This is a genomic window from Pseudoalteromonas sp. Angola-7 (genome assembly GCF_028599255.1).
Lineage (GTDB): Bacteria > Pseudomonadota > Gammaproteobacteria > Enterobacterales > Alteromonadaceae > Pseudoalteromonas > Pseudoalteromonas atlantica.
The window spans coordinates 69,766-83,811 of sequence record NZ_JAQREL010000012.1; the positions used below are offsets into that span (position 1 = coordinate 69,766).

Consider the following 14,046-nt stretch of genomic DNA (forward strand, 5'->3'; position numbering starts at 1 on the left):
TTATTCAAGCCCATCGAGTAGGTAATGCTCTACTCGCTCTACCCGCCTAGGCTTACCTTGCAATACCAGTACATCGTTTGCGCACAATGTGGTGCTGGTTGATGGGTCGTCTATTTCTTGCCCCTCTCGGCGCAAAGCTTTTACAGTCACGCGGCGTTTAGATAAGTTAAGCTCATCTATTGTTTTATCCACCGCATAGGCTTGATCTGGCAACGCAACAACGTGCAAATATTCTAAGCGCTCAGAGGAGGTTTCTTCATTATCTTTAAAGTAACCGGCGTAAAAACTTTGCATAAGCGGGTAGCGATTACGGCGCTCTTTACTAACACGGCGTACAATGCGTGTCATCGGTACGCCCGACATCGACAACACATGCGAAACCAACATTAAGCTTGCCTCTAACGACTCAGGCACCACCTCAGTAACCCCCAACTCTTTTAAGTTGTTTAATTGGCTGTCGTCGCGGGTTCTTATTAGTATTTTAACGTTGGGTGCAAGCTGCTTTATGGCGTCTATTACCACGTGTGCATGCTCAAGCTCTGTAAAGGTAATAATCACTAAGCGTGCTCGCTCTACCCCTGCACACTTTAAAATATCTTTTTGTTTTACATAGCCAAATATTACTGGCTCACCTGCGGCTTTGCCCTCTTGTACTAAAATAGGGTTACTTTCTATGGCAACGTAATCTATGGCTTCCGGTTTTAAAAATCGCGCTATAGTTTGTCCTACGCGTGAAAAGCCACAAATAACCACGTGATCGTTATATAAGGTGCTACTTTTAGGCTCGCTCTCCCTCGCCATACTGGGGTGATCTAAAATACCCAATTGATTTAAAATTAGTGGGGTTTTATCAATTAAAAACGGGGTTAGCGCCATCGAAAGCACCCCTAAGGCAATTAAAAACGAGGCTTGCTCTGAATTGAGTAACTCATGCTGACCTGCCAAAGCAATAAGCACAAACCCAAATTCTCCCATTTGCCACAGCATAACGCCGCAGGCTAGCGAGTCTTGATTGCGCTCATGCATTAATCTGGCACTGAATGCCAGCACGGTAATTTTTAATATTAACAAGCCAAATAACGCGCCAATAATCACAAAACCATGCGAAAGCACAAATAAAATATCGAGCTGCATCCCCACAGTTACAAAAAATAGCCCCATTAAAATATCGCGAAATGGCCTAATATCAGCCTCTAGTTGATGGCGGTAATGGCTCTCTCCTAGCATCATGCCGGCTAAAAATGCCCCAAGCGCCATTGATAAACCAAACATGTAAGTTAAAAAGCCGGCAAATAACGCCACCAAAATTGTGGTAAGCACAAACAGCTCATCGGTTCGTACCTGCGCTATTTCTTTAAATACTTTAGGCAGCACCCATTTACCAATCGCCCACAGTAATAAGCACACAAACGCGCCTTTTGTAAGCGCAAATGCCAGCGCCCAACTAATACTTTGCGAATCGCTTGAGGCAAACAGCGGCAAAATAATAAGTAAGGGCACAACGGCAATATCTTGAAACAGTAATACGCCCACCGCCAATTGCCCACGGCGCTGGTTTAGTTCGCCAGTTTCTTTTAATAGCTTAACCACCACCGCGGTTGAAGAAAGCGCCATAATTGTGCCAATGGTAAAGCTAGTGAGTAAGCTAAAATTTAAGCAATATAAAATAATAATGAAGAGCAAGCTGGTAACACCAACTTGTAACGAGCCCAGTCCAAACACAATATTGCGCATGGCCATTAGCCGCGATATAGAAAATTCGAGCCCTAAACTAAACAGTAAAAATACGATGCCCAGCTCAGCAATAAACTCTATTTCGTGAGATTGCGCAAGCCAGCCAATGCCATGGCTGCCGGCTAAAACGCCTGTTGCTAAATACGCCAAAATAGGCGGCAAGCCAATGCGCTTAAAAAACCATACAAAAAGCACCGCCGCCACTAACAAGCCAAAAATTTGAGCGTTTATACTTTGCAAATTCGGCCTCCAGCGTCAATTAAACTACGGAATGAACTTTAAATATAGCAACCATATGTTTATCAAGCAATTTTAAAATATGGCATAAAAATAGCTTGGTTATTGCAAAGTAACACCCTGGGGGAAGATTTTAATGGAAAATGTCCATATTTTGACACAACGCGTGTCTGGGCGCGGCGATTTTTTGCCGTTTTCGGCAGAGCAAACACACACAAACGAAACAGCGGCAACGCACGATTTAGTTACCGAGCTACAAACAAGCCTAGTAATAGAAGATGTATTGGCTATTTATGCAAAGTTTGCCAAACAGCTACTTAACTTTTCAGGGCTGCAGTTTCAATCAACGCTCGGCACTGCACAAACCTCAGATAGCAACACGAACACTAGCCCGTACTCTTACGATTTAGCTATTGGTCGCGAGCACTTAGGACAGCTAATTTACTTTAGCCAATACCCTATTAGTAAAGCGATTGAAAACAAATTACGTGCCTTGCACAGCGCCCTTGTGTACCCACTGCGTAACGCAATGATGTACAGCCGAGTGTTAAAACTTGCCACAAAAGATGCGCTCACTGGTTTAAATAACCGTAGCCAATTTAATGACATGTTATCGCAAAAGCTCGAAAACTGCCGCCGTTACCAGCGCCCTTTTAGTTTAATGCTGCTTGATTTAGATAACTTTAAGCAAGTAAACGACAACTATGGTCATAAAGTAGGTGACGATGTTTTAAAAGAATTTTCGCAGGTACTTTGCAGCAGTATACGCGGCACAGACTCTGTATTTAGATTTGGTGGCGATGAGTTTTCGCTGATTATTGAAGACCCCGAGTTTACAACAAACAAAGTGGTTGCTGAGCGCATTATGCACTTAGTCAGAAACTCAAGTTTAATGTCTAAGTACAAAGTAACCACCAGCATTGGCTTTACCCTAGCCAATAGCCAAGATTGCGAAACAGAAATATTTGCTAGAGCCGATAAAGGCTTATATAAGGCTAAAGCCTCTGGGCGCAACTGTGCAAAAGCATATTAGTATTTATATAACTGTATTATTTATAAAAGCTTAGCTTCCCCCGCTGAGCTTTTTTATTACTGTTTAATTATTTATTAGCCAGTAATTTATAAACAAACAAGGCTGCACAAAAGCCAAAAAAGAAGCCGCTCACTAAATTAAGCAATGCTGTTATGCTTGCAAGCGGGGTAAATAACACTAAAACCAATGGTAAACTTACGCCTAAAATAAAAAATAACCCGCCTTTACCTAACCAGTAGGCTAGCAGTAATACCGCCGATATCACCCCGCCCACAACGGCATAACCTAATGTAATAATATTAAGCTCTAGTAGTACATTGGCTATAACAGCAACTAACGCTGTTATTAACATACCCATCGGCGCTTTGCTAACTAGCGATAAGCCTACATGTGGCTGATCTTTCATTTATTTACACTCCCAAAAAATGCCGTTTTCGTCTTGGTGTTTTTCACTTACAAAATAACCAACAACTTGCACAAGCTCATCGTTATAAAATATTAAAGGCACGCGCTCCCTTAACCACGGGGCTACTTTTGCATCTTTAAACCAGTGTTTAATCGTATTGCTGCCTGGCTTTTTTAACGGCTTTATACGCGCACTATTACAATTAAAGCGCACGGTGACTTGCTCGTTTGGTAAAGGGGCACGTAGGCCTTTACCTTGTTGCTTTATTAAAACGCGCCCATCATTAAGCGCAAGCTCGTTGCTCGTTAGCGCTTCATCGGCTAATAATATGTGTGGTGTAACAAAATACAAATACCCTTGATGGCGTCGTATTTGCCCCTCGCTTAAATCAACTTGCATTTGCGCATCAGCCTGCGCATTTATGGCTTGGTTAATTATTTGAAAAAGTTGCTTTTGTGAAGGCATTACTTGGGTAAATAAGCTAAGCCATGCACGAACCACATTGGTTATACGCACGTTGCTGTAGGTGGTTAGTTGGCTAACGCTCAGTGCTTGATGGGCAGTTATGCTTTGTTTTAAATCAAGTTCAGTGTACTCATCAAGTAGCGCTTGTTGTTGCTGTAGTAACTCAATGCTGCGCCCAGCACAGTGCTCAAAACCTTTAAAACGCTTTGCAAGTAAAGGCACTACACGTGCACGTAAAAAGTTACGATCAAAACGCTCATCGGTATTTGAGTCATCAGTAATGTGCGTAATATTAAACTCTGTGGCAAAGTGCTCTATATCACTGCGCGTTATGTTTAAAAGCGGCCTGTAGCATATTCGCCCGCTTTGTAATTCACGCATTTTTTGCATTGCGCCTAACCCTTTTAAGCCAGAGCCGCGCTTTAACCGCAGTAAAAACGTTTCTATTTGATCGTTTAAATGCTGACCCAGCAAAATAACACTGCCCGCGGGGCTTAGCTCATCAAGTGCTTTGTAACGCGCCTCACGTGCCTGCGCTTCAAGGCTTGTTCGTGTTTTTGAGTTTATTGTTACCTGCGCGGCATTAAACGATATATTTAGCTCAGCGCACAAGTTTTGGCAAAAGCGCTGCCAGTCATTCGCGTATTGGCTTAAACCATGATTAACATAAATCGCGTTTACGTTTAGCTTTGGTTGCGCTTGTTTTAATAAGTGCATTATATGAAGCAATACCACCGAATCCACGCCACCCGAAAGCGCCACCGTAAAGTTATACTGCTGGTGCTTAAAAAAGTGCTCAAGGGCGTGTTTAACGTGCTGATAAATAGGTGATGCTTGCATGGATACGCTATAAATTTAATGTTTGCAGTATTTTAAAACAAAAAAGCCGCATAAGCGGCCTTTTTTAACAATAAATGCGTTGGTTAGCTAATTAGCAGTAACCAAACGACATTAAACGTTTGTAACGTTGATCAAGCATGTCTTCAAGCGATAGCGCTTGTAAGTCAGCAAGGTCACGTTTTAAACGTGTTTTTAAGTTACGTGCCATTGCATCGTAATTGCGATGTGCGCCGCCTAAAGGCTCTTCAACTAAGTTATTAATTAAATCGAGCTCTTTAACACGCTCTGCAGTTACACCCATTGCCTCTGCGGCAAGTGGTGCTTTATCGGCGCTTTTCCATAAAATTGAAGCACAGCCTTCTGGCGAAATTACTGAGTACGTGCTGTATTGCAACATGTTAACTCTGTCGCCAACACCAATGGCTAATGCACCACCAGAGCCGCCTTCGCCAATAACCGTACAAATTGTGGGTACTTTAAGTGCCGCCATTACTTTTAGGTTACGTGCAATTGCCTCAGACTGACCGCGCTCTTCAGCGCCCACACCTGGGTATGCCCCTGGGGTGTCGATAAAGGTCATAATTGGCATTTTAAAACGCTCGGCCATTTCCATTAAACGTAGCGCTTTGCGGTAGCCTTCTGGTTTTGGCATACCAAAGTTACGTTTAATTTTTTCAGCTGTATCACGCCCTTTTTGCTGGCCAATCACCATTACTGGTTCGCCATCTAAACGTGCAACACCACCTAAAATAGCCGGATCGTTAGCAAAAGTACGATCGCCTGCAAACTCGTCAAATTCCGTGAAAATGCGCTCGATATAATCTCGAGTGTAAGGACGCAACGGATGACGCGCTAACTGCGATACTTGCCAAGCGCCTAAATTTGAGAATATTTCCTCTTTTTGCTTAGCGCTTTTTTCTTTTAATTTGCTGACTTCCTCTTCTAACTCAAGGTCTAATTCGCCAGCGCGGCTTATGCTTTGTAATTCTTCAATTTTTGCTTCTAATTCTGCAATCGGAAGCTCAAAATCAAGATAATTGAGGCTCATGCTCTAAACTACCTAATCAGTTAAATTCTAGTTCTACATCTTGTGCCGCCATGAGTGATAACTTATGAATTAAGTCGTCGCTCGGCGTAACACACCATTCGATCCCTAGGGTTAATTGAGCCAACGCATCGGGGCGCTGGTAATAAACCTTGATCGGACACGTTCCCATTTTATAAGGTTCGAGTACTTTTTGTAATTTATCGAAGAAACCTGCCTCGATTTGCACCATGTTCAGCGTCATTTTAATCGCTTTAATGCGTTTTTCACGCGCTTGAGCAATGGTGTTTATTTCTCTGGCGGTCATTGTAATGCCACCGGAGAAGTTATCAAAGCTGACCTGTCCAGATATTACCAAGATATTGTTTACTTGAAGCATTTCTTGGTACATTTCGAACTGCTCAGGAAACAAGCGTACATCAATACGGGCGCTCTTGTCATCTAAAGTTATTAAGCCCCAACGATTTCCTTTTTTATTAATTAAGGTCCGCGCTGAAATAACTAAACCCGCCGCCGTAGAGAGTACATCACGATTTGTTGGCTGTAAATCCACCAGCTTGCCGCTTGTGTAATGTCTAAGTTCACGGCGATACTGATTTATCGGATGCCCTGTTAAATAAAGGCCTAGCGTGTCTTTTTCGCCATCAAGCCATTGGTTATCGGTAAGCGGTGTGGCTTTAATAAAGGCTTGCTCAACTTCATCAGGCTCGGTGGCCAGTAAGCCAAATAAATCGCTTTGCCCTAGTTGCTCAGCTTTGTTGTGCTGATCGGCAGCGCGCATGGCATCTTTTAAACTTGCCAGTAATGTTGCACGCCCTGCTTGGGTTTTCTCTGGCCCGAGTTGATCAAGTGCACCGGCGTAAATTAATTTTTCGGTTACACGTTTATTTAAGCGTTTTAAATCTACACGGGCACAAAAATCAAATAAATCTTTAAATGGGCCGCCTTTTGCGCGCGCTTCTAAAATGGCCTCTACCGGCGCTTCACCTACGCCTTTAATAGCACCAATACCGTAAACAATTTCACCTTGCAGGTTTACCGTAAACTTAAATTCTCCGGCGTTTACATCAGGCGGTAATAAGGTGAGCTTCATGTTTTCACATTCATCCACCAAGATAACTATTTTGTCGGTGTTATCCATATCGGCCGACATTACCGCAGCCATAAATTCTGCTGGATGGTGCGTTTTCATCCACAGCGTTTGGTACGAAACCAGTGCATACGCTGCCGAGTGAGATTTATTAAAACCATAACCTGCGAATTTTTCTACCAGGTCGAAAATTTTAATTGCCAGTTCGCCGTCTATACCATTATTGCGTGCGCCTTCTTCAAAGGTTGAACGCTGCTTGGCCATCTCTTCGGGTTTTTTCTTACCCATTGCACGACGTAGCATGTCGGCGCCACCAAGCGTATAGCCTGCTAGTACCTGGGCAATTTGCATTACTTGTTCTTGGTACAAAATAATGCCGTAAGTAGGCTCAAGTATGGGCTTTAAGCTTTCGTGTTGGTATTGGGCATCTGGGTACGAAATTTCTTCTCGGCCAAGCTTACGGTCGATGAAGTTATCTACCATGCCTGATTGCAGTGGGCCTGGGCGAAACAAGGCTACCAATGCAATCATATCTTCAAAGCAATCGGGCTTTAATCGGCGTACGAGGTCTTTCATGCCGCGCGATTCTAGCTGGAATACCGCGGTTGTTTCGGCGCGCAGTAATAGCTCTATACTTTTTTTATCATCCAGTGGAATTGTGTTTATATCAACGGGCGCTTTGCCTTCGCGCTTCATGCGCTCGTTGGTCATATCCACAGCCCACTGCAAAATGGTCAAGGTACGTAAGCCCAAGAAATCGAACTTAACTAGGCCTGCGGTTTCTACGTCATTTTTATCAAACTGTGTTACCGGAAACTTACCTTCATCATCGCAATAAAGTGCAGCAAAGTCGGTAATGGTCGTCGGCGATATTACAACACCACCGGCGTGTTTACCGGCATTACGTGTACACCCTTCTAGGATGCGACACATATCGATTAAATCTTTTACCTCTGAGTCGCCATCATAGGCTTCTTGTAAACGCGGCTCTACCTCAAACGCTTTGGCAAGCGTCATGCCGGGATCCCCTGGGATCAGCTTAGAAATTCGATCGACAAAACCATAAGGGTGGCCAAGTACACGGCCTACATCGCGTATTACCGCTTTTGCAGCCATGGTACCAAAGGTAATAATTTGTGATACCGCGTCCCGCCCATACAATGCCGATACATGGTCAATTACCTCATCACGCCTGTCCATACAAAAATCGACATCGAAATCGGGCATTGATACACGTTCAGGGTTTAGGAATCGCTCAAAGAGTAGGTCAAATTCAAGCGGATCAAGGTCGGTAATTTTTAGGGCATACGCCACTAATGAACCCGCACCCGAACCACGCCCCGGCCCCACTGGAATATTGTTATCTTTACTCCACTGAATAAACTCCATTACGATTAAGAAGTAGCCAGGAAAACCCATTTGGTTAATTACACCAAGCTCTACTTTTAAGCGCTCGTCGTATTCGCCTCGTTTTTCTTGTCGCTCTTGTTCATCGGGGAATAAAAACTGCAGGCGCTCTTCAAGGCCATCTTCTGAAACCTTAACTAAAAAGTCTTCAATTTTTAACGAGCCGGTTGGGTAATCAGGCAAAAAGTAAGTGCCTAGTTGCACCGTTACGTTACAGCGTTTGGCTATTTCTACTGTATTTTGCAGCGCTTCAGGAATATCGCTAAATAGCTCTGCCATTTGCTCAGGCGTTTTTAGGTATTGCTCTTGTGAGAATCGTTTAGGCCGGCGTTTATCATCAAGGGTGTAACCGTCAAAAATAGCCACACGAATTTCGTGCGCTTCAAAATTTTCGGGCTTTAAAAAAACCACTTCGTTTGTGGCAACAACGGGCAGCTGCTCTTTTGCTGCAAGCTCTACCGCCATATGCAGGTAGTCTTCTTCAAGCGGACGGTCGGTGCGAATAAGCTCTACATAGTAATGATCGCTAAAATGCTGCTTATAAAAGCTCACTACAGATTCAATAACGCCTGGGTTATTTTTTAATAAGGCTTTACCTAAGTCACCGTCTTTTGCGCCTGAGAGAATAATAAGCCCTTCTTTGTGCTTAACTAGCCATTCTCGGTCAATCACCGGGCGATGAAATATATGCCCGCGTTGGTAAGCTTCAGATATTAATAAGGTAATATTTTTATAACCGTCGTTGTTTTTAGCTAGCAACGTAATACGGCTTGGCTCATCTGGAAACTCTGGGCTGCGCAACCAAAAATCGGCTCCCACTATGGGTTTAATACCGGCACTGTGGGTTGCGCCATAAAAACGCACTAAACCACAAAAGTTCATTTGATCGGTAATTGCCAGCGCTGGCATTTCAAGCTCTTGCGCTTTAGCAACAATAGGCTTGGTTTTAGCTAAGCCATCGACCATCGAAAAGTCTGAGTGAACCCGTAAATGTACAAAATCTGGAGCGGCCATTATTTATGCCTCGCCCTTTGCTTGCATTAGCACACGCTGTACTGGCTTAAAGCTTTTACGGTGCTCTTCAATAGCGCCGTATTGCTCAAGCGCTGCAAAATGTGCTTTAGTTGGGTACCCTTTGTGCCCTGCAAACCCGTATTGCGGGTAGCGTGTATCAAGCTCAAGCATTTCATCATCACGCGCTACTTTGGCTAAAATAGAGGCTGCTGAAATTTCAGCCACTAAACTGTCGCCTTTAACAACCGCTTGAGCCGGCATAGCTAATTTAGGTAAGCGGTTACCATCTACAAATACAAACTCTGGTTGCGTACTTAACCCCTCAACTGCACGCGTCATTGCAAGCATAGTTGCATGCAAAATGTTTAATTCGTCAATTTCTGTTGGGCTACAACGACCAATGGCATAACACAGCGCTTTTTGTTTTATTTCTATAGCCAGTGCTTGGCGCTTTTTGTCGGTTAGCTTTTTAGAGTCAGCTAAACCTGCAATAGGATTCGCTGGGTCAAGTATTACCGCAGCGGTAACAACATCGCCGACAAGCGGGCCACGCCCTACTTCATCTACACCGGCAATTAAGGTTACGTTGGGTCGTTCAATTTGCATTTATTAACTCCGCCACAGCCTTGGCTGCTTGTTTGCTGGCATTTAATCTAATTTTTTCGTGGATGGCTAAAAAGCGTGCTTTTAGTTCTTTATTATCGGTATTTAGCATAGGCGTAAGTGCGCCCGTTAAATTAGCCACGTTACATTCACTTTGTAAAAACTCCGGCACTAGCTCTTCATCGGCTAATAAGTTTGGCAGTGAAAAATATTTAATGTTAAAGGTAAACAAGGTTTTAAAAATCCAATAGCTCATTGGCTTAATTTTATAACCCACCACCATAGGCTTTTTATACAGCATGCCTTCAAGCGTTGCTGTGCCTGATGCCAGTAAAATGGCATCGGCTGCTTGCATGGCTAGTTTTGACTGACCATCGAGTAGGTTTACATTTAAATTTGGCGCAGTGGCATTTAAAATTTCACTAAATTGCGCTTTGCGTTTTTCGTTAACCAGCGGCACCACTATTTTAAGATCTGGGTTTTGCGCTTGTAACTGCGCAGCTGTATTTATATAGGTTTCGCTGAGTAAGCCTACTTCTGAGCCACGGCTACCTGGCAGTAAGGCCAGTACTTTGTCGTCGGTATTTAGGCCAAGTTCTTGGCGAGCTTGGCTATCGTCGTGCTCAAGCGCTATATCGTCAGCTAAGGTGTGCCCTACAAATGTACACGGTACTTGGTGCTTATCGTAAAATTCTTTTTCAAATGGCAGCAAAGCAAGCACTAAATTTGTGGCAGCACTAATGGTATGAATGCGTTTTTCGCGCCACGCCCAAACCGACGGGCTCACGTATTGAATGGTTTTAATACCGGCATCTTTTAAAGGCTTTTCTACGCGTAGGTTAAAATCGGGCGCATCAATACCGATAAATACATCGGGTGGGTTATCTTTAAAGTGCTGTACCAGCTGCTTACGTATTTTAAGTAAACGCGGCAAACGCCCTAATACTTCAACCAGCCCCATTACCGAGAGCTCGTCCATATCGTAAAGCGTTTTACAGCCTTGCGCCTGCATTTTTGGCCCTGCAATGCCTTCAAAAATGGCATCTGGAAAGTGCGTTTTAAGTGCTTTAATTAAGCCTTCGCCTAAAATATCGCCCGACAGCTCACCTGCCACAATACCAATACGTAGTTGTTTTTTCTCTTTATTCATTCGACTTTATTTATCAGGCGTTCATAGCGGTTAGTTTACCGTGTTTTAATGTTTGGTTAAACGCTTTAAATTAACGATTATTTGTAACTAATTTAGTACCAAACGATTGTTTATATTTCATACTGATGTAGCATGGTGAATATATATTAACTTTTTCTAATATGTTTATTGACAAAAATTGTGCAAACGTAAATAATATTCCAAACTTTCAGTAATTACTGAAAGTTCATTAATTTTAACTTTGCCAATTATTAATTGCCTTGTTAACCCGTCACCCTCAAGGAGCCAAAAATGATAGATGAAACCTTTGTGGATCTATCGCGATTGCAGTTTGCTGTTACCGCACTCTTCCATTTCTTATTCGTGCCTTTAACCATAGGTATGACCTGGATTTTAGTTATTATGGAATCGGTTTATGTTATGACCGGTCGCGAAATTTATCGTGATATGACTAAGTTTTGGGGAAAATTGTTTGGTATTAACTTTGCTATTGGGGTGGCAACGGGCCTGACCATGGAGTTTGAGTTTGGTACTAACTGGTCTTATTACTCGCATTACGTAGGCGATGTATTTGGCGCCCCGCTCGCTATTGAAGGCTTAATGGCGTTCTTTTTAGAGTCGACCTTTGTGGGTATGTTCTTTTTAGGCTGGGATAGGTTAACTAAACGCCAACATTTGGGCGCTACATTTTTAATGGCGCTGGGTACAAATATGTCGGCGTTGTGGATATTAATAGCTAACGGGTGGATGCAAAACCCTGTTGGGGCAGAGTTTAACTATCAAACCATGCGCATGGAAATGACCAGCTTTGCAGAGCTTGTATTTAACCCTGTGGCGCAGGTTAAGTTTATTCATACGGTATCGGCAGGTTACGTAGCCGCTTCTATGTTTGTACTGGGCATTAGTAGCTGGTACATATTAAAAGGCCGTGATTTAGCCTTTGCTAAGCGCTCGTTCTCGGTAGCATCGGGCTTTGGTTTAGCATCCATATTGTGTGTCATTTTATTAGGTGACGAATCAGGCTACGAAGTAGGCGAAGTTCAAAAAGTAAAACTTGCCACCATAGAAGCTGAGTGGCATACCGAAGAAGCACCCGCTGCGTTTACCGCGCTTGGTTTTCCTGACTCAGATGAGCAGGTAACGCATGCAGCAGTAAAAATACCTTACGCACTGGGTATTATTGCTACCCGCTCTTTAGATGAGCAAGTTATTGGTATTTCTGATTTAGAGAAAAAACACGAGGTACGCATTCGTAACGGCATGATAGCGTACGAATACCTCCAAAAGCTAAGAAATGGCGATGACAGCCAAGAAAACATAGCTAAATTTGATTCTCTTAAAGCCGATTTAGGTTATGGCTTGCTGCTTAAGCGCTATACCCCCAATGTGGTAGATGCCACAGAAGAGCACATTCAAATGGCAGTTAAAGACTCGTTCCCTAAAGTGGGGCCTATGTTTTGGTCATTTAGGATAATGGTGGCCTGTGGTGTAGCTATGCTGGCCGTGTTTGTATTGGCATTTTATTACAACGCACACCGTATCATTGAGCAAAAACGTTGGCTACTGTGGGCTGCAGTATTAAGTATTCCACTACCATGGATTGCAATAGAGTTTGGTTGGATCGTTGCTGAGTATGGTCGCCAGCCTTGGGCTATATCAGAAATATTACCGACCTTTTTAGCCACCTCGTCACTGACGGTAAACGATATTTTGATTAGCTTAACTGGGTTTATTATTTTTTACACTGGCCTTGCCATTGTAGAAGGTTGGTTAATGGTGCGCTTTATTAAACAAGGCCCAAGCTCGTTACATACAGGTAAGTATCACTTTGAGTTACCAAACAAAGCAGATAAAGACGCAGGAGAGCAATTATGATTTTTGATTATGAAACATTAAAAATGCTGTGGTGGTTGCTCATTGGCGTACTACTAATAGGCTTTGCAATTACCGATGGCATGGATATGGGCGTAGCGATGCTGCTTCGCCTAGTTGGTAAAACAGACTCAGAGCGCCGCACGGTAATAAACACCATTGGCGCCCACTGGGACGGTAACCAAGTATGGTTTATTACCGCAGGCGGCGCTTTATTTGCAGCGTGGCCTATGGTGTATGCCGCTGCATTTTCGGGCTTTTACTTTGCCATGATGCTGGTCTTGTTTGCGTTATTTTTTAGACCTTTAGGTTTTGATTACCGCTCAAAAATAGACTCTAAACGCTGGCGTAATAACTGGGATTGGGGTTTGTTTGCAGGCAGCGCCATTCCGGCTTTAGTATTTGGTGTGGCATTTGGTAACTTATTTTTAGGTGTACCGTTTAACATTGATAACTTACTGCGTGTAAGTTATCAAGGCTCGTTTTTTGGCTTACTCAACCCATTTGGCCTACTGGCAGGTTTAATTAGTATCACTATGTTAATTGCCCATGCAGGTATGTGGCTACAACTGCGCACAGCAGATGCCGTTGCAGCGCGCTCAGCGCAATATGGCCGCTACGCATTAGTGGTATTTATTGTACTGTTTGCGGCTGCGGGTTTTTGGGTAGCAAACATAAATGGCTACCAAATTGTTTCTATGCCAGATACGCAAAGCCATGCAGATCCTTTGGCAAAAGTTGTAAGCACAGCGCAAGGTGCGTGGCTTAATAATTACAGCGAGCGCCCATGGACAATGACCTTCCCTATTTTAGGCTTTGTTATGGCACTCAGTGCTTTACTGTTCTCTAAACTAAACAAGCCAGCGCTTGGGCTTATTTCAACCAGCATTATGTTAATTGGCGTTATTATGACGGCGGGTGTGTCGCTCTTCCCATTTATTATGCCATCTGTTAATAACCCAGATATTAGCTTAACTATTTGGGATGCGGTGTCGAGCCACAGAACGCTTAATATTATGTTTGTTGCTGTTGTTATATTCATTCCGTTAATTTTGGCCTACACCACCTGGTGTTACGTAAAAATGTGGCGCAGAGTAACGGTAGACGAAATTGAAAACAACACGCATGGTAGCTACTAAGGAGACTAAAT

At 43.3% G+C, this 14,046-nt stretch carries 10 protein-coding genes; 3 read left to right on the plus strand and 7 right to left on the minus strand.

Going from position 1 to position 14,046, the window contains the following annotated elements; translation table 11 throughout:
• Positions 1–1,974: a monovalent cation:proton antiporter-2 (CPA2) family protein gene (locus PSH50_RS15325; RefSeq protein WP_273587099.1), complete on the minus strand. Its 1,974-nt coding sequence runs from the start codon at positions 1,972–1,974 to the stop codon at positions 1–3.
• Positions 1,975–2,107: 133 nt separating this feature from the next.
• On the opposite strand from PSH50_RS15325, the gene PSH50_RS15330 reads away from it, so the two are divergent.
• Positions 2,108–3,004, plus strand: coding sequence for a GGDEF domain-containing protein (locus PSH50_RS15330; protein ID WP_024033826.1), 897 nt, complete (start codon positions 2,108–2,110; stop codon positions 3,002–3,004).
• Between the two features lie 67 nt (positions 3,005–3,071).
• Here PSH50_RS15330 and PSH50_RS15335 read toward each other — a convergent pair whose 3' ends face one another.
• From PSH50_RS15335 to lpxB, 6 genes are all read right to left on the minus strand, one after another.
• Positions 3,072–3,410 (minus strand): hypothetical protein, encoded by a 339-nt coding sequence (locus tag PSH50_RS15335; RefSeq protein WP_055253102.1) that lies wholly within the window; start codon positions 3,408–3,410, stop codon positions 3,072–3,074.
• Positions 3,411–4,715, minus strand: a complete 1,305-nt coding sequence (gene tilS, locus PSH50_RS15340; protein WP_273587098.1) for a tRNA lysidine(34) synthetase TilS — start codon at positions 4,713–4,715, stop codon at positions 3,411–3,413.
• A 91-nt stretch (positions 4,716–4,806) separates the two neighbouring features.
• Complete coding sequence (gene accA, locus PSH50_RS15345) at positions 4,807–5,763, minus strand: acetyl-CoA carboxylase carboxyl transferase subunit alpha (RefSeq protein ID WP_004586940.1); 957 nt, start codon at positions 5,761–5,763, stop codon at positions 4,807–4,809.
• 16 nt (positions 5,764–5,779) lie between these two features.
• A complete protein-coding gene (dnaE, locus tag PSH50_RS15350) occupies positions 5,780–9,271 on the minus strand; it encodes a DNA polymerase III subunit alpha (RefSeq protein WP_273587097.1) in 3,492 nt (1,163 codons plus the stop codon).
• A gap of 3 nt (positions 9,272–9,274) precedes the next feature.
• Positions 9,275–9,877, minus strand: coding sequence for a ribonuclease HII (rnhB, locus tag PSH50_RS15355; RefSeq protein WP_096041417.1), 603 nt, complete (start codon positions 9,875–9,877; stop codon positions 9,275–9,277).
• Entirely contained in the window at positions 9,867–11,024 is a 1,158-nt protein-coding gene (lpxB, locus tag PSH50_RS15360; protein ID WP_024033822.1) for a lipid-A-disaccharide synthase, read from the minus strand. Before lpxB ends, rnhB begins: the two co-directional genes overlap by 11 nt.
• Before the next feature lie 291 nt (positions 11,025–11,315).
• Here lpxB and PSH50_RS15365 point away from each other — a divergent pair, with 291 nt between their 5' ends.
• Together PSH50_RS15365 and cydB are read left to right on the plus strand one after the other, a co-directional pair.
• Complete coding sequence (locus PSH50_RS15365; RefSeq protein WP_273587096.1) at positions 11,316–12,899, plus strand: cytochrome ubiquinol oxidase subunit I; 1,584 nt, start codon at positions 11,316–11,318, stop codon at positions 12,897–12,899.
• Positions 12,896–14,035, plus strand: a complete 1,140-nt coding sequence (gene cydB, locus PSH50_RS15370) for a cytochrome d ubiquinol oxidase subunit II (protein ID WP_096739322.1) — start codon at positions 12,896–12,898, stop codon at positions 14,033–14,035. The genes PSH50_RS15365 and cydB overlap by 4 nt, the downstream gene beginning before the upstream one ends.
• The last annotated feature ends 11 nt before the right edge of the window (positions 14,036–14,046 follow it).

Coding starts and splice junctions, on each gene's coding strand:
- tilS (WP_273587098.1), bottom strand. CDS start 4,715: ATGCAAGCATCACCTATTTATCAGCACGTTAAACACGCCCTTGAGCAC.
- PSH50_RS15365 (WP_273587096.1), top strand. CDS start 11,316: ATGATAGATGAAACCTTTGTGGATCTATCGCGATTGCAGTTTGCTGTT.
- lpxB (WP_024033822.1), bottom strand. CDS start 11,024: ATGAATAAAGAGAAAAAACAACTACGTATTGGTATTGTGGCAGGTGAG.
- PSH50_RS15330 (WP_024033826.1), top strand. CDS start 2,108: ATGGAAAATGTCCATATTTTGACACAACGCGTGTCTGGGCGCGGCGAT.
- rnhB (WP_096041417.1), bottom strand. CDS start 9,877: ATGCAAATTGAACGACCCAACGTAACCTTAATTGCCGGTGTAGATGAA.
- accA (WP_004586940.1), bottom strand. CDS start 5,763: ATGAGCCTCAATTATCTTGATTTTGAGCTTCCGATTGCAGAATTAGAA.
- dnaE (WP_273587097.1), bottom strand. CDS start 9,271: ATGGCCGCTCCAGATTTTGTACATTTACGGGTTCACTCAGACTTTTCG.
- cydB (WP_096739322.1), top strand. CDS start 12,896: ATGATTTTTGATTATGAAACATTAAAAATGCTGTGGTGGTTGCTCATT.
- PSH50_RS15335 (WP_055253102.1), bottom strand. CDS start 3,410: ATGAAAGATCAGCCACATGTAGGCTTATCGCTAGTTAGCAAAGCGCCG.